18 protein-coding genes and 1 tRNA gene are annotated in these 21,647 nt (G+C 63.0%); 10 read left to right on the top strand and 9 right to left on the bottom strand.

Annotated features, from left to right (window positions below; genetic code table 11):
• Positions 1–273 precede the first annotated feature (273 nt).
• Both Q7V31_RS08640 and Q7V31_RS08635 read right to left on the bottom strand, forming a co-directional pair.
• On the bottom strand, positions 274–525 hold the full coding sequence (locus Q7V31_RS08640) for a hypothetical protein (RefSeq protein ID WP_304733665.1): 252 nt from the start codon (positions 523–525) through the stop codon (positions 274–276).
• Positions 526–555: 30 nt separating this feature from the next.
• Positions 556–1,377, bottom strand: a complete 822-nt coding sequence (locus Q7V31_RS08635) for a hypothetical protein (RefSeq protein WP_304733664.1) — start codon at positions 1,375–1,377, stop codon at positions 556–558.
• A gap of 264 nt (positions 1,378–1,641) precedes the next feature.
• Between Q7V31_RS08635 and Q7V31_RS08630 the strand changes: the two genes are divergently transcribed.
• From Q7V31_RS08630 to Q7V31_RS08620, 3 genes are all read left to right on the top strand, one after another.
• A tRNA-Val gene (locus Q7V31_RS08630) sits at positions 1,642–1,716 on the top strand.
• 157 nt (positions 1,717–1,873) lie between these two features.
• Positions 1,874–2,017: a hypothetical protein gene (locus tag Q7V31_RS08625; protein ID WP_304733663.1), complete on the top strand. Its 144-nt coding sequence runs from the start codon at positions 1,874–1,876 to the stop codon at positions 2,015–2,017.
• Between the two features lie 201 nt (positions 2,018–2,218).
• The gene (locus Q7V31_RS08620) at positions 2,219–2,815 is read left to right on the top strand and encodes a hypothetical protein (protein WP_304733662.1); all 597 of its coding nucleotides are present in this window, start codon (positions 2,219–2,221) and stop codon (positions 2,813–2,815) included.
• Positions 2,816–2,820: 5 nt separating this feature from the next.
• Here Q7V31_RS08620 and Q7V31_RS08615 read toward each other — a convergent pair whose 3' ends face one another.
• On the bottom strand, positions 2,821–3,114 hold the full coding sequence (locus Q7V31_RS08615; RefSeq protein ID WP_304733661.1) for a hypothetical protein: 294 nt from the start codon (positions 3,112–3,114) through the stop codon (positions 2,821–2,823).
• Between the two features lie 226 nt (positions 3,115–3,340).
• Between Q7V31_RS08615 and Q7V31_RS08610 the strand changes: the two genes are divergently transcribed.
• Positions 3,341–5,884, top strand: a complete 2,544-nt coding sequence (locus Q7V31_RS08610) for a ligase-associated DNA damage response DEXH box helicase (protein WP_304733660.1) — start codon at positions 3,341–3,343, stop codon at positions 5,882–5,884.
• Between the two features lie 95 nt (positions 5,885–5,979).
• The gene (gene pdeM / locus Q7V31_RS08605; protein ID WP_304733659.1) at positions 5,980–6,690 is read left to right on the top strand and encodes a ligase-associated DNA damage response endonuclease PdeM; all 711 of its coding nucleotides are present in this window, start codon (positions 5,980–5,982) and stop codon (positions 6,688–6,690) included.
• Between the two features lie 159 nt (positions 6,691–6,849).
• Here the strand turns inward: pdeM and Q7V31_RS08600 are convergent, their stop codons facing one another.
• The 6 genes from Q7V31_RS08600 to Q7V31_RS08575 all read right to left on the bottom strand — a co-directional run bounded on the left by Q7V31_RS08600 (position 6,850) and on the right by Q7V31_RS08575 (position 14,360).
• Positions 6,850–7,620, bottom strand: coding sequence for a cytochrome c biogenesis CcdA family protein (locus Q7V31_RS08600; protein WP_304733658.1), 771 nt, complete (start codon positions 7,618–7,620; stop codon positions 6,850–6,852).
• Positions 7,620–8,420 carry a TIGR02186 family protein gene (locus tag Q7V31_RS08595; protein ID WP_304733657.1) on the bottom strand — a complete coding sequence of 267 codons (801 nt, stop codon included), beginning with the start codon at positions 8,418–8,420 and terminating at the stop codon, positions 7,620–7,622. The genes Q7V31_RS08600 and Q7V31_RS08595 overlap by 1 nt, the downstream gene beginning before the upstream one ends.
• Positions 8,417–9,340 (bottom strand): sulfite exporter TauE/SafE family protein, encoded by a 924-nt coding sequence (locus tag Q7V31_RS08590; protein ID WP_304733656.1) that lies wholly within the window; start codon positions 9,338–9,340, stop codon positions 8,417–8,419. The genes Q7V31_RS08595 and Q7V31_RS08590 overlap by 4 nt, the downstream gene beginning before the upstream one ends.
• A gap of 121 nt (positions 9,341–9,461) precedes the next feature.
• Positions 9,462–12,359, bottom strand: a complete 2,898-nt coding sequence (locus Q7V31_RS08585; RefSeq protein WP_304733655.1) for a peptidoglycan-binding protein — start codon at positions 12,357–12,359, stop codon at positions 9,462–9,464.
• Between the two features lie 282 nt (positions 12,360–12,641).
• Positions 12,642–13,727 carry a TRAP transporter substrate-binding protein gene (locus tag Q7V31_RS08580; RefSeq protein ID WP_304733654.1) on the bottom strand — a complete coding sequence of 362 codons (1,086 nt, stop codon included), beginning with the start codon at positions 13,725–13,727 and terminating at the stop codon, positions 12,642–12,644.
• Positions 13,728–13,805: 78 nt separating this feature from the next.
• Positions 13,806–14,360 (bottom strand): CAP domain-containing protein, encoded by a 555-nt coding sequence (locus Q7V31_RS08575; protein WP_304733653.1) that lies wholly within the window; start codon positions 14,358–14,360, stop codon positions 13,806–13,808.
• A 151-nt stretch (positions 14,361–14,511) separates the two neighbouring features.
• On the opposite strand from Q7V31_RS08575, the gene Q7V31_RS08570 reads away from it, so the two are divergent.
• The 5 genes from Q7V31_RS08570 to Q7V31_RS08550 are packed head-to-tail and all read left to right on the top strand — an operon-like array spanning position 14,512 to position 21,576.
• Positions 14,512–15,021: a MerR family DNA-binding transcriptional regulator gene (locus tag Q7V31_RS08570; protein WP_304733652.1), complete on the top strand. Its 510-nt coding sequence runs from the start codon at positions 14,512–14,514 to the stop codon at positions 15,019–15,021.
• 51 nt (positions 15,022–15,072) lie between these two features.
• Positions 15,073–16,866, top strand: coding sequence for an acyl-CoA dehydrogenase C-terminal domain-containing protein (locus Q7V31_RS08565; protein WP_304733651.1), 1,794 nt, complete (start codon positions 15,073–15,075; stop codon positions 16,864–16,866).
• Positions 16,867–16,891: 25 nt separating this feature from the next.
• On the top strand, positions 16,892–18,049 hold the full coding sequence (locus Q7V31_RS08560; RefSeq protein ID WP_304733650.1) for an acyl-CoA dehydrogenase family protein: 1,158 nt from the start codon (positions 16,892–16,894) through the stop codon (positions 18,047–18,049).
• Positions 18,050–18,107: 58 nt separating this feature from the next.
• Complete coding sequence (locus tag Q7V31_RS08555) at positions 18,108–19,313, top strand: acetyl-CoA C-acetyltransferase (RefSeq protein WP_304733649.1); 1,206 nt, start codon at positions 18,108–18,110, stop codon at positions 19,311–19,313.
• 7 nt (positions 19,314–19,320) lie between these two features.
• On the top strand, positions 19,321–21,576 hold the full coding sequence (locus Q7V31_RS08550; protein ID WP_304733648.1) for a 3-hydroxyacyl-CoA dehydrogenase NAD-binding domain-containing protein: 2,256 nt from the start codon (positions 19,321–19,323) through the stop codon (positions 21,574–21,576).
• Positions 21,577–21,647: the final 71 nt, after the last annotated feature.

The following is a 21,647-nucleotide window of genomic DNA, read 5'->3' as shown; positions in this document are numbered from 1 at the left end:
TCCTAACTTGGTTTCCCCGGTGTCCTAATTCGATAGCTCGCCCTTGAAACAGCCGGGAGCAAGCACATGGAAACCGAAGACTGCGAAATCGAAATCACCATTCGTATAAAGACGAAGTGGGCTACTCGCAACGCTTGGACCGCGCTCAAGCCAAAGAGCCTTGGCCGTCCGGTGCGGGAATACTGCTCGCTTTGCGATAGCCACGGGACGCTGAGAAACGGGGATAAGTGCCCTTCATGCGGTCTAGTGTAGCAGACGCCAAAAACAAGAAAGCTAATATGGGCGTGGAGTTTCTCCATTTTCAGCCCAAGTCCAGTCGCTGCGAAAGACGGCAGTACCTTCTGGTAGCTCTCCAAAAGCCTCTTGCATGACGTCCGTGCGTATTCCCTTGACCTCTACTTTGGTGACATCGGATACCATCAGCCGGACAAGCTGCGTCGCATCGTTTGCATTCTGACAGTTGGCAACTATAGGAGGACTTATCCATCCGTTCTCATCGGTGGCCTTCACGATATAGGCGGGCATTTCTTATTTTCCTCTCGTGACAAGAGCCGCCTAGTTGGCGGCCTCGTCTTTCTCATCGGGGGCAACAACAACGCTACGCTGGATCTTGCGCAAGATGATCTTCGCCCAAGCGTCCAAGTCCTCGAAACTCTCCGGAGAGAGCTTTTCGGGCCACTGGAAAACGACATCGCCTTCCTTGAGTGAAAACACGTCCTCTTTCATACCGACCTTTGCTGCGGCTTTGCGCCGTTTTTGACCACGATCAGCATGCTCTTCTTTTGAAGACTTCTCAATGTCACTTGCCTCATCTTCACCTTCCTCATTCTCCTCATCTTTGGAGACAGGCGGCGCTGAGGTGATTTCTGCAAATGAAATCGAGGACTTATACTCTTCAATGAGCGCATCAGCGGACGAGGCGCTAAAGGCCGCCCCATCGCTATCGGTGCGGTCGAATATCAGGTAGTTCCGTAGCACCATATCGGAAACTCCGGAATTTCCGTAATTTTCCCAGAGTTCTTTATGGATTTTCGGCGCCAGCGCGGCGCGTTGAATGGCGGCCTTCCGCTTGTCGGAACTGGGGTCCGTGTCCTGAGCAATCCGGATAGCGTCTTGCGTTAGCTGAAACTTGCGCTTCTGCCCGGAGCCTTCATCCGTCAGAAAGCCGAACTGGATAAGCGCCGCCGCCGTTTGAATGAGGCCACTGCTCTTTATGCCATAGCCCCATGCGTCCGCCAGAACCGCGAAATTGACTTGATGATGCAGAGCCTTTGGGTGGAGCTGCTTCACTCGCTCCACGGCCTTCGCCAGCGGGATAAAGGGATACGGGGGGCTCCGGAAACGCTTCGGGCCGTCGCTGCTCGGGGTGTCAGACATTGGGTCGTCCTCCTGTGCCCGCAATATGGCGCCGGACTTAACATGTCGTCAAGGTATAAAAAATCTACATACCTCTTTTCTACCTTGCGCGAAACGGCCCGGTCCCATATTATCGCGAGGTAGAAAGGAGGTGAGAATCTATGACAAGGAGAGTAAGAGCCCTCGGCGAACACGCCGACCGACGCGCGGGGGCCCGGAAAAACAGGAAGGGCCGTTCTCTAAGCCACTGAAAAGCAAGAGAGAACGGCCCTTAATCGGCTCTGATCGGGGATCGTCTAACGGTAGGACGCCTGATTTACCCTCGGTGCTATCCCGGTTCGAATCCGGGTCCCCGAACCACCCGAATCGAAGGGGCCGTGCTGCTGGAAACAGCGCGGCCCCGATCATCCACCCGGGACTGGCCCCCGAGTTTCTGACCGCTCCCTGTAATATAGGGGAAAAGTCTGAATCTTTCCAGACCCGCTCAAAGCCCGCCGTCAACCTATGGACTGGCCCCATGGCAAGCGTTCTTCCCCGCGACAAGCAAACTGACATCGTTTCCGCTCTTGCTGAGGGTGTCAGCATCCGCGCGACTGAGTACCTGACCGGCGTTCACCGCCTGTCCCTGGCCACGGCACTTGGCGTCACCGATCATATTTAGGCGATTGGGGAGCTTGTGGACGCGGCACTTGCGCCAGAGGAAATCGTCCCTATGCGTCGCGTTGGGCGGTTCGGCGTAATCGACGGGGGACGCGACTAAGCGGGAAGGGTGAGTCAAAATGACTCACCTGCGCCGGTCCGTTAACCAGCCGTTAACCCGACACACCTGCTAACTTATGCAGAGCAACCGGGGGAAACAGCCATGACTGACCTGACATACAATCTAAATGGCGGCTTCAAACCGACGATCAAGCGAAACGCTGATCTTGGCGGTCCAGACTTTTTTCCCACCCCTCGTTGGGCAACTCACGCCCTTATCGACAACGAGAAATTCGTCGGCGAAATTTGGGAGCCTGCATGTGGCGACGGCGCGATGTCTCTTGTCCTTGAAGAGACCGGGTGCAACGTGCACAGCACGGACTTGTTCGATCGCGGGTTTGGTGAGGCCGGGCACGACTTTCTAAAGGCTCGTCGCGTCACCGACAATATCGTCACCAACCCGCCGTACAATTGCGCCGAGGGGTTCTTGGCAAACGGACTCAATCTTGCCAACCGCAAGTTTGCGCTTTTGTTGAGACTCGCCTTTCTTGAAGGCGCAAACCGCGCCAATACAATCTTCTCTCAGATGCCGCCGTCGCGCGTTTGGGTTTTCAGTGAGCGCATCACCTTCTATATGAAGGGCGCAACCCAAGGCGGCTCCGGCACCACAGCTTATGCGTGGTTTGTTTGGGACAAAGACGCGACAAGTGGCACAGAACTGAAGTGGTTCAAGCCCGGCTACAAAAAGCAGTACACTTAGACGCCTCACGTCAAGGATCGGCGTCCCTTATCGGTGATCCTGTAGCCCACTCTAGGAATATGAACGAGAAGCCCCGCCGCGATGAAGTTCGTATAAGAAGAGTCGTGAGACTTAATATTGCGCACGATCTGATGCCACATCGGCTCGCCCGGGCGAGTCGTTGAGAGAGCAAGATTGCCCGCAGAGAGACTTACATAGTTGGACATTTCGGCGTAAGCGCGCTTAAAGGTGCATATGCCATTTTGTTGGGTTGCAGCAATACGCATTACCCCCTTAGCAAACTTGTCCTCTTGAGCCATTTTTTTCTCCGTACCCTGTCAAGTCTTCAGCTTGACTCACTCAACGGCGGAATCACAAGCCTCTATTTGCTCTGTGGGCAGTCCTATTTTCCCTTGTCGAGTGTCCAGGTTGGAACGGTACCGGCAATTGGGGATATCCTCCGTGGTGCGAAAAAATGCGGGGCGCGCGTACTTGGCGCGCTACGCTCCGCCTTTCCGCCGCGCCGCAACCTGCTAACCTCCCGTCATGACTGCCCCGCTCCCCGTGCAAGCGCCCGCCGCGCTGCCGCCCGCCTTCGCCCGCTGGTTCGCCGCCCGTGGCTGGCGGCCGCGCGCCCATCAGCTGGCGCTGCTCGATCTTGCCCGCGCGCAAAAATCGGCGCTGCTGATCGCGCCCACCGGCGCCGGCAAGACGCTGGCGGGCTTCCTGCCGAGCCTCGTCGATCTCGTCGAAAATCCGCCGCCCGCGCCCGCGCTTCACACGCTCTATATCTCGCCGCTGAAGGCGCTCGCCGTCGACGTCAAGCGCAACCTCGAAATCCCGCTCGCCGAAATGGGCCTCGACATCGCCATCGAAACCCGCACCGGCGACACGCCGCAGAACCGCCGCCTGCGCCAGCGCCACACCCCGCCCTCGATCCTGATGACGACGCCCGAGCAACTGGCGCTGCTCCTGTCTTATCCCGACGCACCGAAATTCTTCGCCTCGCTTGCCTGCATCGTCCTCGACGAACTGCACGCGCTGGCCAATTCGAAGCGCGGCGATCTCCTGTCGCTGGGCTTGGCGCGCCTCGCCCGCCTGGCACCTGCCGCCCGCCGCGTCGGCCTCTCGGCCACCGTTGCCGAGCCCGAGGCGCTGCGCCGCTACCTGATGCCGCAGCCGCTCGAAGGTGAAAGCCTCGCCGAGATCGTCGTCGCACCGCCCGGCGCCCTGCCGGAGATCAGCATTGTCGCCACCGGCCTTCCCGACGAGGAAGGCGGCGAGGCGCGCATCCCCTGGTCGGGTCACTCGGCGCGCCATGCGCTGCCTGCCGTCTATGAAGCGATCCGGCAAAACCGCATCGTGCTGGTCTTCGTCAACACGCGCTCACAGGCCGAATTCGTCTTTCAGGAACTCTGGCGATTGAACGACGACGCGCTCCCCATCGCGCTCCATCACGGCTCGCTCGCCGCCGAAGCCCGCCGCAAGGTCGAGGCTGCCATGTCGGCGGGGAGCTTGCGCGCCGTCGTCTGCACCTCGACCCTCGATCTCGGCATCGACTGGGGCGAGGTCGATCTGGTGGTCAACATGGGCGCCCCGAAAGGCGCCAGCCGCTTGCTGCAGCGCATCGGCCGCGCCAATCACCGCCTCGACGAGCCCTCGCGTGCGCTGCTGGTCCCGGCCAACCGTTTCGAAGTGCTCGAATGCGAGGCCGCCCGCGCCGCCGCGCTCGAAGGCGCGCAGGACGGCATGGTTGCGCGAGAGGGCGCGCTCGACGTGTTGGCGCAGCACATTCTCGGTTGCGCCTGTTCGCAGCCTTTCGATCCCGACGGTCTCTTTGCGGAGGTCTGCTCCGCCGCGCCCTATCGCGCATTGACGCGCGGCGACTTCGACAAGCTGGTCGATTTCGTCGCCACCGGCGGCTATGCGCTGAAAACCTATGACCGCTTCGCCCGCCTGCGTCCCAACGCGAAGCTCGAAGGCGACATGCGCCTGCGCGCCGCCTCGCCCTCGGTCGTCCAGCAATACCGCATGAATGTCGGCACCATCGTCGAGGCGCCGATGCTGAAGGTTCGGATGATAAAGCGGGGAGGGCGCCGCCCCGTCGGCGGCATGGGCGGCCGTTATCTCGGCGAGATCGAGGAATATTTCATCGACCAGCTTTCGCCCGGCGACACCTTCCTCTTTGCCGGCCACATATTGCGCTTCGAAGGCCTCGCCGAAACCGAGGCTCTCGTCACCAAGTCGCAATCCGGCGAGCCGATGATCCCCTCCTATTACGGCGGCAAGTTTCCGCTCTCGACTTATCTCGCCTCCCGCGTTCGCCGCATGCTGGCCCACAAGGCGGAATGGGTGCACCTGCCGCCGCAGGTCCGCGAATGGCTCGAAATGCAGAGCTGGCGCTCGCTGCTCCCCGGCGAAGACAATCTGCTGGTCGAGTGCTTTCCGCGCGGCGACAAGTTCTATCTCGTCTGCTACCCCTTCGAGGGCCGCCTCGCGCATCAGACGCTCGGCATGCTGCTGACCCGCCGCCTCGACCGCGCCGGCGCCCGGCCCATGGGCTTCGTCGCCTCGGAATATTCGCTGGCGATCTGGTGCCTGCGCGATCCGGGCCTGATGCATGAGCGTCACGAACTGCCCTTGGGCGAATTGTTCGCTGAAGACATGCTGGGGGACGATCTCGATGCCTGGCTCGCTGAGTCGAGCCTCTTGAAGCGCACCTTCCGCGATTGCGCCATCATCGCCGGCCTGATCGAGCGCCGCTATCCGGGCCATGAGAAGTCGGGCCGCCAGGTCACTTTCTCGTCGGACCTCATCTACAATGTGCTGCGCGAGCACGAGCCCGATCACATCCTGTTGCGCGCCACTTATATTGACGCCGCCACGGGCCTGCTCGATGTCGGCCGCGTCGCCGCCATGCTGAAACGCATCAAGGGCCGCATCGTCCTGAAACGCCTCGACCGCGTCTCGCCGCTGGCCGTCCCCGTCCTTCTCGACATCGGCAAGGTCCAGGTCGACGGCGAGGCCAGCGAAGCGCTACTCTCCGAAGCGGCCGACAAGCTGATCGAGGAAGCGACAAGGCTGGTTTGAGGCACAGCCTTTCCTCATATAAAAGTGTCACCCCGGCGCAAGCCGGGGCCCATGGGCCTCGCGGCACACGCAGGCCGTCGGAATTTGATCGGCAGATGTACGAAGTAAAAGACATCCATCTCGAAACGCAGCCCGCACTCGCCGTTTGCGGCGTCGCCTTCGACCTGACGCCCGAAGGCGCTGCATGGTGGCCAGCCGAGCGTCTGCTGGTCGTCGCCGATCTCCATCTCGAAAAAGGTTCCGCCTATGCCGCGCGAGGCATCGCGCTGCCGCCCTGGGACACCCGCGCCACGCTCGCCCGCCTCGAAAACCTGATCGCCCGTTTCCGTCCGCGCATGGTCGTCGCGCTCGGCGACAGCTTCCACGACGCAAGCGCCGACAGCCGCATGGCGCCCGAAGACGCCGCGCATCTCGCGCGCCTGATGCGCGGCCGCGACTGGATCTGGATTTCGGGCAATCACGATCCGGCGCCGCCGCCGCAATTCGGCGGCACGATCGTCGCCGAGCTCGATCTCGGTCCGCTGACCTTCCGTCATGAGCCGCGCCCTGCGCCGGCGACCGGCGAGATCGCCGGCCATCTCCACCCCTGCGCCGCGGTGCGCGTGCGCGGCCGCCGCCTGCGCCGCCGCTGCTACGCCTCGGACGGCACACGCATGGTCCTGCCGGCCTTCGGCGCCTATGCCGGCGGCCTCAACGTCCTCGACCGTGCCTGGGACGGCCTCTTTCCGGGTCTCGATTTCCATGCCTGGATGATGGGCGGACGCACCGTCGTCCCTGTCGCCGCCCGCCGTCTCGAAGGCGATTGATCCGTAGACAGATCGAAAAACGGCACTTGTCCCTCAATTTGAGGGATAAACCCGGGGACAAGTTTTTGTTATCCCCGCTTTATCCCCGGCTTTGGCCGCCCCGAATCGCATTTGTGACAGTTTTTTGACAGTTTTGTGACAGAGGGGGGGTCCGCAGCCCTATCCGAACGTCGCCAGCACCGGAAATGTCTCCAGCAGGAAGATCGCGATGCGTTCGAAAGAGCCCATGATCATCAGCGTTCCGGTCGCCGCCAGCAGCAATCCGGCGACGACTTCGACCTTGCGCATATGGCGCCGGAAGCTGGCGGCAAACGACAAAAATCCGCGTACGGCAAATGCCGCCGCGATAAACGGCAGGCCAAGCCCCAGCGAATAGAAGGTCAGCAGCGTCACGCCGGCCTGCAGATTTTCCTGCGCCGCCGCGATCGTCAGGATCGTCGCGAGGATCGGGCCGATGCAGGGCGTCCATCCGAAGGCGAAGGCAAGCCCCAGCAGATAAGGACTTCCGAACTGCATGAACGGATTGCGCGCCACATCGCCATTGCCGGGCAGATGAAATCGCGTGTCGCGGTTGAGCAACGCGATGCGAAAAAGACCCATATAATGCAGGCCGAAAACGACAATGACGGCGCCGGCGATTTGCGACAGCAGGATCTTGTTCGCCATGATGAAGGGATTGATCGCCGAGGCGCTGGCGCCCAGCGCGACGAAAATAGTCGTGAAGCCGAGCACGAAACCGGCGGCGCCCAGCGCCACGCGCAGCGTCAGCCCTTCCGAAGCCAGCGGCTTCCCGTGTTCGTCCTCGCGCGTCAGCTCTTCGAGCGAAGTCCCCGCGATGAAGCAGAGATAGGCCGGCACCAGCGGCAGCACGCAAGGTGACAGAAAACTGATGAGGCCGCCGGCGGCGGCCGCGAGATAGCTGATCTCCATTACGTTCGCCTCATCGCGGCCGAAGCAAGCCAGCCGGCAAAGGCCGCACCGAGCACCGCCAGCAAACCGTAAAGAAGCGGATCGCTATGCGCCGCGCGGTAGATGAAGCGTTCAATGCCGCGCTTGTCGATATAGAGCGGCGACGAAATCGTGTCGACCACTTCGCCGTCCTGAAACAGATAGACCTTTGCGGTGTAGAGGCCGACCGGCACGTTGGCCGGAATGTCGACCGTCGCGCGGAAAAGCGTTTGTCCGAGAAAAGTCACGCCGCCCGGCACATTGCTGTAAAGCCGGTCGCGCTGTCGGTTGCGGATCAGCGCCTTCCAGAAAGCGTTCTCCTGCTCCGGCATCAGCGCTTGCGCCGTGCCGTCGATCGCGCGGGCTTCGGCCACACCGATATCGACATTCTCGATTCCGATGCGCAGTGCCCTCAGCGTTTCGGGCGGCGCGGTCACCTCAAGCGGCCGCGTGCTGGCAACGGCGTAGTAGCCCGGCACATCCGGATAGGTGACGGAGTCGTGATTGACCCAGACCCCGCCGACGCGATCCTTCCGCCGCACCATCGCCGGCGCGTTCGGTCCCTGCACCACCACAACAATGTCGCGGTTGAGCGCCCGCGCGCCGGGCGTCCGCGCTTCCACCGCGCCGAACAGCAGAATCTCCGTGCCGGTGAAATTGGAGCGGATGGCAATCTGATGTGCGGAAAGATCGGTCACCAGTTGGTCGGCGCGAACAGTCCCCGCCGCCAGCACAACGAAGGCCAGCGCCAGCGCAAGGCGATATGCCGGAAATGTCTTCATCGGTGCGGCGCCACGTCGACAACGGAATAGAGATCGTCGGGCGTCGTCACCAGATCGAATCCGAGTCGGAGTCCGATCAGCAACAGGATCGCCGCCAGCAAGGCGCGCAACTGCTCGGAGGGAAGTTTCTCCGCCGCGCGCACGCCATACTGCGCGCCGATGACGCCGCCGATCACCAGCAGGAATCCGAGCACGATATCGACGGCGAAATTGGTATAGGCATGCATCACGCCGGTCAGCGCGGTCACGAAGACAATCTGGAAGAACGACGTGCCGATCACGACATTGGTCGGCATCCGCAGCAGATAGATCATCGCCGGGATCATGATGAAGCCGCCGCCGACACCCATGATCGCCGACAGCATGCCGACGAAGAAACCGACAAGGATCGGCGGGATGACGCTGATATAAAGTTTCGAGCGGCGAAACCGCATCTTGAAGGGCAGGCCGTGGATCCAGCTGTGATGGCCGCCGCGCCGCGCCGGAATGACGCCGCCGCGTGCCGCGCGGATCGCGCGCACGCTCTCCACCATCATCATCGCGCCGATGACGCTGAGAAACAGCACATAGACAAGCGAGATGACGAGGTCGATCTGGCCGATCCGCGTCAGCACCCTGAACAGGTAGATGCCGCTGATCGAACCGGCCACGCCGCCGATCAGCAGGATGCCGCCCATCTTGAAGTCGATCGACTTACGCGTGAAATGCGCCAGCGCGCCCGTCATCGACGAGGCGACAACCTGCGTCGACTGCGTGCCGACGGCAACCGCGGGCGGAATGCCGAGAAAGATCAGCAGCGGTGTCATCAGGAAGCCGCCGCCGACGCCGAACATGCCTGAAAGGAATCCGACCGCACCGCCCATGGCGAGAATGGTCAGCACATTGACCGGCATCTCGGCGATCGGAAGATAAATCTGCATGGCGCGGCGGGACTCCGGCAGCCGGAAACCGTCCCGGAGCGAAGTGGGGACGGAGCAACGGATGCAGATTTGGGTAACACGTCCGGCCGGGAATTCCTAGGCAAACCGGCCCGGAATCGGCTCAGCCGAAGCGCGCCTCGAGCGTCGCCAGTGTCTCGGGCGTCACCGTGCCTGTCGCCTCCAGGCCCTCCGTCATCTGGTAGTCGAGAATGGCATCGCGCGTGCGCGGCCCCATCTGCCCGTCAGGCGATCCGGCGTCGTAGCCGAGCCGGTTGAGCAGCGCTTGCGTCCGGGCGATGGCGTCCCGTGCCGGTACGGCCTTGTTGCCGATGTCGCCCAGCGACGACACGTCCCAACTCTTCAGCGAGCTGATATCGCCATTGGCGAGCGGCGCTGGCGTCTTGGCGCGCCAGGTTTCGGTGACCACTTTCGCCTTGGCGAGCTCGGTGGCATCCATCGTCGCGGCCAGCGCATCGCGCTTGGCGGCGGCGCCCTTGTCGCCGCCCTTGGCGGCGATCGAAAGCCACTTATAGGCCTCGCCGGCATTCTTCTCGATGCCGAGCCCGCGTTCGTTGAGCACGGCAAGATTGTACTGGCTGTCGCCGAGACCGTAATTGGCGGCCTCTTCGAACCATTTGGCGGCGGTGACAAAGTCCTGCGCGGTGCCGCGTCCTTCGGCATGGATGACGGCGAGATTGTGCATCGCTTTCACGTTGCCGCTTGTGGCCGCCTTTTCATAGAGGGTGCGCGCCTTGGCGTCGTCCTGCGTCACGCCGCGGCCTTTTTCATATTGCGTGGCGAGCCTGTATTGCGCGATGGCAAGCCCCTGATCGGCCGCACGTTCGAACCATTCAGCGGCCTGGCTCATATCCTGCGTCACGCCTTCGCCAACGGCATAGCGCTGTCCGACTTCGTACTGCGCGGCCGCGTCGCCGCGGGCCGCCGCTTCCATCAGCGTCAGACGTGCCGGTTCGACCGGCGCCGTCTCGACGGGCTTTGCCGGTGCCGGTGTCAGCGACGGAGCCGGCGTCAATGTCGCCTGGCCTGCCGGTCGCGCGGTTGCGGGGCTCGGCGCCGAAGGTTTTGGTGTCGAGGGTGGCGGTGTCGGCACGAGCGCTTCGGCCGGCGCTGCCGGTTGTGCGGCGGAAGGCGTGGTGGACGCCGGCACTGAAGCGTCGTTTGACGTCGCGCCGGCGTCCTCCGGACTGGCCTCCGGATCCCTGTTCGTTGCGGCGCCCGCACCTTCGGCGTCGAGCACGGAAGGTTGCGTGCCACTCTGTTCGATCGGCGCCTCGGGCAGCGCGATGCGCGGCGCGGGCCCCTCTTGCAGCATCACATAGGCGCCGGCCATCAGCGCCAGCAACACAAAGCTCGCGGCAAGTCCGGAAATGAGCTTGCGGCGGCCCCTGCCATGATCTTCTGCCGAAAAACGCGCGGGCGACTCGGCATAGCCCGGCGCGGGCGGTGTTGCGTAGTAGGGTTCCTGACGTGGCGTCTGTCCGCCTTGCGCGGCGGCCTGAGCGGCACGGCGCGCGGCGGCGAGAAAATCATTGGCGGCGCGCTGGCCGGCATTTTCCATCGGCGGCGGTGCGGGGTCGGGCGGAATGACGCCGTCATCGGCCGGCCCGCGCATCTGCGTGTCGGCCAGTTCGTCCTCGTCCGCGTAGGGTGGGGCGTCGTTCTCGTAGGGCGCATCGACGGGCGGCGGCGCCGAAACCGTCGGCGCGACCGGGCGGCCCCAATCCGAAGAGTTGAGGGCCGGACCGAGATTGCCGCCCATTGCCGGATTGAGCATCGGCGGCGCATCGAATTGCGGCATCGGGAAACCGGGGCCGGACGGGGCGAAACCGGCCGCCACGCCGCCCGCATTGAGCTGCGGCGAAAGCGCGGCCTGCTTCACGGCCTTGGTTTCACGTTCGAGATGACCGAGACGGTTCGTCATCTTCTCGATCATCGACTGCAGTGACGTCAGCGCTTCGCGGTCACGGCTGTCGGTCACGCTGAGATTTTCGCTGATGCCGGCAATCGCCTGTTCGACGGTCTGCGCGGCCTGCACGGTCAGCTGTTCGTTGTGTTCGAGCCGCTGCGCCATCTGTTCGAGACGTTGCGCCAGCGCCTGTGGAATCTCGTGACGCTGCACATTGTCGAGGTCTTCGAGCTTGCGCGCGATGCCGGTGACGCTGGTCTCGAAAATCTTTGCCGTCTCGTCGCTGCGAAGTTCGGCGCGTTCCAGACGCTGCGCCATTTGCTCGAGGCTGGTCTGAAGCCGTTCGATGGTCGCGCGCTGGTTTTCGGCATGCGACTTCTCTTCGATCGCCTTCAGTGCCGCTTCCACGGCCTGCGGCGCAATGCCGGAAACGCCGTGCTCCATCTTTTCCATGCGTGTCGCAAGCTGCATCAACGCATCTTCGAGCACGCGGGCGCGCTTCTTGGCTTCTTCGCGTTCGGATTCCTCTTCCGCCGTTTCCATGCGGTCGGAAAGCGCGGCAAGCGACTGACGAATTTCGGCGAGCGTGTCGTCGGTGCGCCGTTCGGTTTGATCGAGATGATCGACGACCGCGTTGACGGCTTTCTCAAGTGTCTGGATCGTGCGCGCATCTTCCGGGCGCAAGCCGCCGCTGCGCGCGCGTTCGGCTCGCTCCATGCGCTCGTGCAGCTGCTGCAGTTTCCGCTCCAGCGGATCCAGCGATCGGGCCTCGGAGGACCGGGCTTCGGAATATCTGTCGTCCATGTCGTGCTCCGACTGGTCGATGCGCTGGGCAAGATGTCCCACCGTCGCCTCGAGCCTGCGCGTCATTTCTGAAGTGCGGCGTTCGCTGTTTTCAACCCGCTGCACCACCTCGCGCACCGCCTCGGCCACAGGCGCGAGATCGACTCCGGAAGCAGGCTTGGGTTCGGCCGGCGCCGCTTGTGGCGGCGCATAGGCGTTCCGGTAGGGCTCGGAAGCACCGCCTTCGGCGCTCGCTTCATCCGTGCCGGTTTCCATGATGACGTTGTTCAGCCACGCGCCAAGCGTCACACCTGCCCGGCGGGCAGCCTGTTTAGCCGCCTCTCGCGCCTCGGGCTCAATGCCTTTGACGCTCCATGGAACCCCAGATCTCATCCGAATCACTATGCCCGTTAACCCTCTGGGGCAGTATAAACCGCGCTATCTGGTATTACGAAGGCGCGCTGTCCCAAAACCTTGTAGCGGTTGCGCTCGCACCGGCCAGCGTCTGCACGCGGGGACGGTCACTCCCGTAATAAAGCGCCAACCTAGGTAAAGACCGGGTTAACGGCTGCACCAATTCGGTATTTGGCCTCAGCCCACGGAATGATCGTTGCGGAGCGCCAGCATCGCCACATCGCTCCATTTCGACCAGTCGCGGGCCTTGCCGAGGGCATTTCCGTAGGAAGCGGCGACCCGGCTCGCGAGATCGCTGCTTTGTGCGAGCTCGGCGAGCACCGCCCGCGCCGCTTCGGCCATGGCCGCCGCGACGGGTTCAGGCCATGTCCGCATCTCGGTTCCGCCGGCCGCCACCAGCCGCGCAAAGGCATCGGCATTATGAAAGGTGAAGTCGGCGAGCGTCTCGGCGGCGCTCGCCATGGCCGCGCCACGCACGATCTCCTGCAGCTCGGGCGCCAGCCCCTCGAACTTCGCCTTGTTGACCATCAGCTCGAGTGCGGGCCCTGCTTCGTGAAAGGCCGGGAGGTAGTAGTAGCGGGCGGCCTTGTTGAGTCCGAAGGCCATGTCGTTCCACGGGCCCACCCATTCGGCGGCATCGATCGTGTTGTTCTTCATCGCCGTGAAAATCTCGCCGGGCGGTGTCAGCACGACGCTGACGCCAAGCCGCCGCATCACTTCGCCGCCAAGTCCTGCGATCCGGAACCGGAGCCCCCGGAGATCGTCGAGCGTGTTGATCTCGCGTGCGAACCAGCCGCCCGCCTGCACACCGCTCGAGCCGGCATAAAAGGGCAGGACGCCAAAGGGCGCATAGGCCTCCTCCCAGAGCGCCTGACCGCCGCCGAACTGCAGCCAGCCGGCCATTTCCGGCGCCATCAACCCGAAGGGGACGCCGGTGAAATAGTGGAAGACCGGATTCTTGCCCTGCCAGTAATAGGGACTGCCATGGCCCATTTCGCAGGTCCCTTGCGACACGGCGTCGAAGACCTCGAAGGGCGGCACAAGCTCGCCCGCACCGAACAGCTTCACCGTCAGCCTGCCGCCCGACATCGCGCCGATCCGGTCGGCCAGCCGCTGCGCATTGACGCCGACGCCCGGCGCGCCGTTGGGCCAGCTCGTGGCCATCTTCCATTCGATCGCGCTGTCGGCGCGTGCGTGGCGCGTCAGCGCTGGCATGGCAAGGGCGCCGGCCGCCGCGCCGCCGATGAATTGTCTGCGTTTCATGATGCTGCTTCCCCGGAGATTCGACACCGCAAGCATGTCATCCGGCGGCGCTGTCCGGCAATGGCCGCGCCCGCGGCATCAGTTGCCGGCAAAGACCTGCACGGCAATGATGCGCGTTCCCGTCCGCGCGATGCCGACGCCGCTGCGTGTGGCGGCGCCAGCCTGCATGATGCGCCGGTGCTGCGGGCTCTGCGCCCATTTTTCGACCATGACCGCAGCCAGCGCCGCGTCGCTCATGGCCGTATAGGCGGCCCCATCCAGCCTTTGGATGTTCTCCGACACGCTGGCGCTGAAAGCCGGATCGACCGCCAGCACCCGTTCGCGCGGGCCCTGACCATCGGGATTGTGGTGGCCGAAATAGTCGCGCTGCACCATATCGGCCGCATGGACTGCAGCGGCGCGTTGCAGCACCGCATCGGTCGTCAGCGCGCTCTCACCCTTGCCTTGGCGCCAGACATTGACAGCTGTCATCACCGCACGGCCGAGCGGCGTGTCGGCCTCGGCGGCGGCGCTCGCAGCAGCGGGCAGCGACCGTGTGCTGACATTGACCGGCGGCGTCCGGTCTGTCCCGGTCGCACAGCCGGCAAGCATCGCCACCAGAACGGTCGCCGTCAGGAACCACGTGCCGCGCATGTTCGGCCTCCTTTTGATCGCGCCGAGCCTAGCAGGTCGAGACCGCGAGGACCTCGTATTGACGTTTACGTCAACGTCAACTAGAGTCCCGCCCGCATCGAAAATCGGCTGAAAACAGCCAAAAATATCACGTTCAGGGAGCGATCATCTCATGGACCAGCAGCTACTCAGCACGGCCGCGATGTCGCGCCGCGATACCCGCGACATCGCCGGCGAGACCTTCTCGATCACCCAGCTTGCCGAGGAATTCGGCCTGACGACCCGTGCCATCCGTTTCTATGAGGACAAGGGCTTGCTGGCGCCCGAGCGCCGCGGCCAGACCCGCGTCTATCATCCGCGCGACCGCGCCCGCCTGACATTGATCGTGCGCGGCAAGAACGTCGGCCTGGCCCTGGCCGAAATCAAGGAAATCCTGAGCCATTACGACCAGGAAGACGGCTGCGAGACGCAGAACCGTGTCGCGATCGCCAAGTTCCGCCGTCGCATCGAGAGCCTGCAGGAGCAGCGCCGCGAGATCGATCTCCAGATCAAGACGCTGGCGGACAGCTGTGCGCGTCTCGAGGCGCAGATCACGGCCCAGGAAAAGCGCGGCAGGGTCGAAAAGAAGCCTGTTGCCTCCGAAGCGGCAAAGACGAAAAAGCCGGAAAAGGCTATCGTCTGAGCCTTGGCGCGCCCGCCTGAAATGAGCGCGTAACCCCGCCGGAGGAAACCCATGCCGACCTACAAAGCGCCGCTGCGCGAATACCGCTTTCTGCTGAACGAGTTGCTCGACTTCTCGCAATATGGCGACCTGCCGGGCTTCGCCGATGCGCCGGCCGATCTTGTCGACGCCATTCTCGAGGAAGCAGGCAAGCTCACCGAGGAAGTGCTGCAGCCGCTGAACCAGATCGGCGACCGCGAAGGCTGCAAGCTCGAAAACGGCGTGGTGACGACGCCCACGGGCTTCAAGGACGCTTACAAGTTGCTGGTCGACGGCGGCTGGCCGGCGCTCGTTGCCGACACGGCCTATGGCGGACAAGGGCTTCCCAACGCCCTCGGTGTCATTTTCAACGAGATGGTTTCATCCGCGAACATGGCTTTCGGCATGTATCCGGGCCTCAGCCACGGCGCCTACTCGGCACTCTCGCAGCACGGCACCGACGAGCAGAAAAAGAAATACCTGCCGAAGCTCGTGACCGGCGAATGGACCGGCACGATGAACCTGACCGAGCCGCATTGCGGCACCGACCTCGGCCTGTTGCGCAGCAAGGCTGTGCCGGCCGGCGACGGTTCCTACAAGATCAGCGGCCAGAAGATTTTCATTTCGGCCGGCGATCACGATCTCGCCGAGAACATCCTGCATCTCGTACTCGCCCGCATCGAAGGCGCGCCGCAGGGCGTGAAGGGCATCTCGCTCTTCCTGGTGCCGAAATATCTCGTCAATGAAGACGGGTCGCTCGGCAACCGCAATGGCGTTTCGGTCGGTTCGCTGGAAGAGAAAATGGGCATTCACGGCAATGCGACCTGCGTGCTGAACTACGATGAGGCGCTCGGCTGGCTGGTCGGCGAGGAACACAAGGGCCTGCGCGCCATGTTCACGATGATGAACGAGGCCCGTCTCGGCGTCGGTCTGCAGGGCCTCTCGCAATCCGAAGTCGCCTATCAGAACGCGGTCACCTATGCGCTGGAGCGCTTGCAGGGTCGCTCGCTGACCGGTCCCAAGGCCGAAGACAAGCCTGCCGATCCGCTGATCGTCCATCCCGACATTCGCCGCATGTTGCTCAACGCCAAGTCCTTCAACGAGGGCGCGCGTGCGCTGCTCGTTTGGACCGCGCTGCATGGCGATCTCTCGCACAGGTCGGACGATGAAAAGACGCGCGAATTCGGCGACGACATGATGTCGCTGCTGACCCCCGTGCTGAAGGGCTATTTCACCGATCGCGGCTTTGCCCATGCCGTTGATGCGCAGCAGGTCTATGGCGGCCACGGCTATATCGACGAATGGGGCATGGGCCAGTTCGTGCGCGATGCCCGCATCGCCATGATCTATGAAGGCGCCAACGGCGTGCAGGCGCTCGATCTCGTCGGCCGCAAGCTGGCGCAGAATGGCGGCCGCGCGGTCTTCGCCTTCTTCAAGGCGGTTGACGATTTCATCGCCGCCAACAAGAGCAATGCCGATCTGAAGCCGTTCCTCGATCCGCTGGCTGCCGCGCGCAAGGATCTCGAAGCAGCGACCATGTGGTTCATGGAAAACGCGCTGCAGAACCCGGATCACGCCGGCGCCGGCTCGACGCCCTACATGCATCTCTTCGGCGTCACCGGCCTTGCGTTCATGTGGGCGATGATGGCGAAAGTCTCGCTGGAAAAGCTCGCCGCCCAAAGTGAGGGCGACAAGGCCTGGTACGAAACGAAAATCAAGACAGGCCGCTTCTACATGGAGCATGTCGTGCCCGAAACGGCGATGCATCTGGCGCGCATCCGCCACGGCGCCGACCCCGTGATGGCAATGGCCGCCAACGAATTTTGAGTGTCGAAGACAGGGAGCTGGACGAATGAGTCTGAATGCCGGTTACAAATCGCCGTGGTTGAACGAGGAACTCGAAATCCTCCAGGGTGCGGTCGCCAAGTTCTACGAACGGGAGTTCCAGCCGCATGTCGAGCGCTGGGAAGACCAGGGCTGCGTCGATCGCGACGCGTGGCTGAAGGCGGGCGAAGCCGGCATCCTCTGCGCCTCGATCAAGGAGGAATATGGCGGCGGTGGCGGCAACTTCGCGCATGAAATGGTCATCGCCGAAGAACAGGGCCGCGCCGGCATTTCCGGTTTCGGCAATTCGGTACATTCGGGCATCGTTGCGCATTATGTCCAGTCCTACGGCACCGAAGAGCAGAAGAAGAAGTGGCTGCCGAAAATGGCCTCGGGCGAAATCGTCGGCGCCATCGCCATGACCGAGCCCGGCACAGGCTCCGATCTGCAGGGCGTCAAGACGACGGCGAAAAAGGTCGGCAACCAGTATGTGGTCAACGGCCAGAAGACCTTCATCACCAACGGCCAGCAGGCAAACCTGATCTGCGTCGTTGCCAAGACCGATCCGGCCGGCGGCGCCAAGGGCACCTCGCTGATCATGGTCGAGACCGACGAGGCCGAAGGCTTCCGCCGCGGTCGCAACCTCAAGAAGATGGGCCAGAAGGCGCAGGACACATCCGAGCTCTTTTTCGATGAAGTGAAAGTGCCGACCTCGAACCTGCTCGGCACCGAGGAGGGCAAGGGCTTCTTCCAGTTGATGCAGCAGTTGCCTCAGGAGCGTCTCATCATCGCGGTCAATGCCTGCGTCGCGATGGAAATGGCACTGAAATACACGACCGACTACGTGAAGGAGCGCACCGCTTTCGGCCAGCGCATCCTCGACTTCCAGAACACACAGTTCAAACTCGCCGAATGCAAGACCGAGGCGACCATCGCCCGCGTCTTTGTCGATGACTGTGCCGTCAAACTTCTCGACGGCAAGCTCGACGCAACGACCGCCGCCATGGCCAAGTGGTGGACCACGCAGAAGGAAAACGAAATCATCGATACCTGTCTGCAGTTCTTCGGCGGCTATGGCTACATGATGGAATATCCGATCGCGAAGCTCTACACGAATGCCCGCATCCAGAAGATCTATGGCGGCACCAACGAGATCATGAAAATGCTGGTTGCCCGCACGCTCTGACGTGCCGGCCTCCCGCAACGCGCAACACACAAGAACCGTTCCCCCAGGGAGACACACAATGACCGAATGTTTCGTCTATGACGCCGTGCGCACGCCGCGCGGCAAGGGTAAGAAGGACGGCGCGCTCCACGAAGTGACCGCGCTTGAGCTTTCGAGCCAGACATTGAGGGCGATCCGCGACCGCAACAACCTCGACACCTCGAAGGTCGACGACGTCGTGCTCGGCTGCGTCGATCCGGTCGGCGAGCAGGGCGGCGACATCGCCCGCATCGCAGTGTTGAATGCCGACTATGCGCAGACGACCGCCGGCGTACAGATCAACCGCTTCTGCGCCTCCGGCCTCGAAGCGACCAACATGGCGGCCGCCAAGGTCATGTCCGGTGAAGCCGACATGGCGATCGGCGGCGGCGTTGAGTCGATGTCGCGTGTCGGCATGGGCGCGTCGGGCGGTGCGTGGTCGTCCGACCCTAACGTTGCGTTCAAGTCCTATTTCACGCCGCAAGGCATCGGCGCCGATCTCGTCGCCACGAAATACGGCTTTTCCCGCGCCGATGTCGACGCTTATGCGGTCGAAAGCCAGAAGCGCGCCAAACACGCCTGGGACAAGGGTTATTTCAGCAAGTCGGTCATTCCGGTGAAGGACATCAACGGCCTCACCATTCTTGATCATGACGAGCATATGCGTCCCGAAGCGACCATGCAGTCGCTGGCGGCGCTCACCGCGTCTTTCGCCTCGCTCGGTGAATTTGCCTTCGACGGCGTCGCGCTCGACCGCTATCCGGAAGTGGAAGAAATCATCCACATCCATCACGCCGGCAATTCGTCGGGCATCGTCGACGGCGCCTCGGCGGTCCTCGTCGGCAACGGTCCGACCGGCAAGGCGATGGGCCTGAAGCCCCGCGCCCGCATTCGCGCCATGGCCTCGATCGGCTCCGAGCCCTGCATCATGTTGACGGGCCCGGCCGACGTCTCGCGCAAGGTGCTGGCCAAGGCCGGCATGAAGCCCGAGGACATCGATCTCTACGAGTTGAACGAAGCCTTCGCCTCCGTCGTGTTGCGCATGATGCAGGCACTCGACATCCCGCATGAGAAAATGAACGTCAATGGCGGTGCCATCGCCATGGGCCATCCGCTTGGTGCCACCGGCGGCATGATCCTCGGCACCGTGCTCGACGAGCTCGAACGCCGCGATCTCAACACCGCGCTCATCACGCTCTGCGTCGGCGCGGGCATGGGCACCGCCACCATCATCGAACGCGTGTGAGGCCCCAATGACCACGTATGAAAACTTCAAACTCGAAATCGATTCCGACGGCATCGCCCTCATCACATGGGACATGCCCGGCCGTTCGATGAACGTGCTTTCGCAAGGCTCGATGGGTGACATGGCATCGATCATCGAAAAGATCATGTCCGACGACGCCATCAAGGGCGCCGTCCTGACCTCCGGCAAGGACGCCTTCTGCGCTGGCGCCGACCTCTCGATGATGGGCGGTCAGGCCGGTGGCGGTTCCGGCGGTGGCTCGCAGGAAGATCGCGTCAAGGCGATGTATGAGGGCAACCTCAAATTCAACATGCTGCTGCGTTCGCTCGAAACCTGCGGCAAGCCCGTGGTTGCCGCGATCAACGGCACAGCGCTGGGCGGCGGTCTTGAAGTGACGCTCGCCTGCCACTACCGCGTCGCCGCCGACAATCCGAAAACGCAGATCGGTCTGCCCGAAGCCAAGGTCGGTCTCCTGCCCGGCGGCGGCGGCACGCAGCGCCTGCCGCGCCTGATCGGTGCGCAGGCAGCCTTGCCGCTGATCCTGCAAGGCACCTCGCTCGATCCGCAAAAGGCCTTGAAGGCAGGCATCGTTCACAAGGTCGTGCCGGCCGGCGAACTCGTTTCGGCCGCCAAGACCTGGCTGAAGGAAGGTCTTGCTCAGCCGAAAGTGAAGCTCGGCAAGAAGGGTCCGGAAGTCTACGCCATCGCCATCCAGCCCTGGGACCGCGAAGGCTACAAGGTGCCCGGTGGCGATCCGCATTCGAAGGGCGGCGGCCAGGTTTTCACCATCGGCAATGCGACGCTGCACAAGCAGACGCATGGCAACTTCCCGGCGCAGAAATACATCATGTCCTGCGTCTATGAAGGCCTGCAGGTGCCGATCGAGGCGGGTCTGCGCATCGAGACGCGCTACTTCACCAAACTGCTGATGGACCCGCGCTCCAAGGCGATGATCCGTTCGCTCTTCCTGTCGATGCAGGAACTGGCGAAAGGCGCGCGCCGTCCGGCGGGCATCGCCCCCTTTCAGGTCAAGAAGCTCGGCATTCTCGGCGCCGGCATGATGGGCGCCGGCATCGCTTATGTGTCGGCGCAGGCCGGCATGGAGGTCGTGCTTCTCGACACCGATCAGGCCAATGCCGAAAAGGGCAAGGCCTATTCCGAGAGGCTGCTGGCCAAGGCGCTCGAACGCGGCAAGACCACGCAGGAAAAGGCCGACAAGCTGCTCGGCCTGATCAAGCCGACGACGAACTACGACGACCTCAAAGGCGCCGATCTCGTCATCGAAGCGGTTTTCGAAAGCCGCGACATCAAGGCGGAAGTCACGAAGAAGGCGGAGCCGATGCTGGCCAAAGGCGGCATCTACGGCTCCAACACCTCGACCCTGCCGATCACGGGTCTGGCCGAAGCCGCGGCCAACCCCGAAAGCTTCATCGGCATCCATTTCTTCTCGCCGGTCGACAAGATGCAGCTTGTCGAAATCATCATGGGCAAGAAGACCAGCGACGAAACGCTCGCCAAGGCGATGGACTATGTGAAGCAGATCCGCAAGACGCCGATCGTCGTCAACGACTCCAGAGGCTTCTACACCTCGCGCTGCTTCGGCACCTATGTCGGCGAAGGCCTCGCCATGCTGGGCGAGGGTGTGCCGCCGGCGATGATCGAGAATGTCGGCCGCATGACCGGCATGCCGATGGCGCCGCTGGCCTTGAACGACGAAGTCTCGCTCGACCTCGCCTACAAGGTGCGCGAGCAGACCAAGAAGGACCTCGGCGACAAATATGTCGGCTCGCCCGCCGACGATCTGGTGAAAAAGATGGTCGTCGAGCTCGGCCGCGTCGGCAAGAAAGCGGGCAAGGGCTTTTATGACTATCCCGCTGACGGCAAGAAGAAGCTCTGGCCGGGCCTCGCCGATCTCGTCGGCAAGAGCCAGGACCCCGACGACCTCGATGTGCAGGAGTTGAAAAACCGCTTCCTCTACATCCAGGCGCTGGAAGCGGCGCGCTGTTTCGAGGAAGGCGTGGTGACCGACGTGCGCGACGCCGATGTCGGCGCCATCCTCGGCTGGGGCTTCGCGCCCTGGGCCGGCGGTCCCTTGTCGCTGATCGACATGGTTGGCGCGAAGGCGTTTGTCGAAGCTTGCGACAAGCTGGCCCAGAAATACGGGCCCCGCTTTACGCCGTCGAAGCTCCTGCGCGACATGGCTGAAAAGGGCGACACCTTCTATACCCGCTTCGCACCTAACAAGGAGAAGGCGGCCGCCTGATCGCCGCCCTCTGAACGAAAACGGAAGCCCCGTCTTGAAAGAGACGGGGCTTTCTTTTGGCTGCTTTGGCA

Source organism: Parvibaculum sp. (assembly GCF_030651915.1).
In the GTDB taxonomy this organism is placed as follows: domain Bacteria; phylum Pseudomonadota; class Alphaproteobacteria; order Parvibaculales; family Parvibaculaceae; genus Parvibaculum.
The sequence above is the reverse complement of the archived record's forward strand: the minus strand, read 5'-3'. Positions and strand labels throughout refer to the sequence as shown.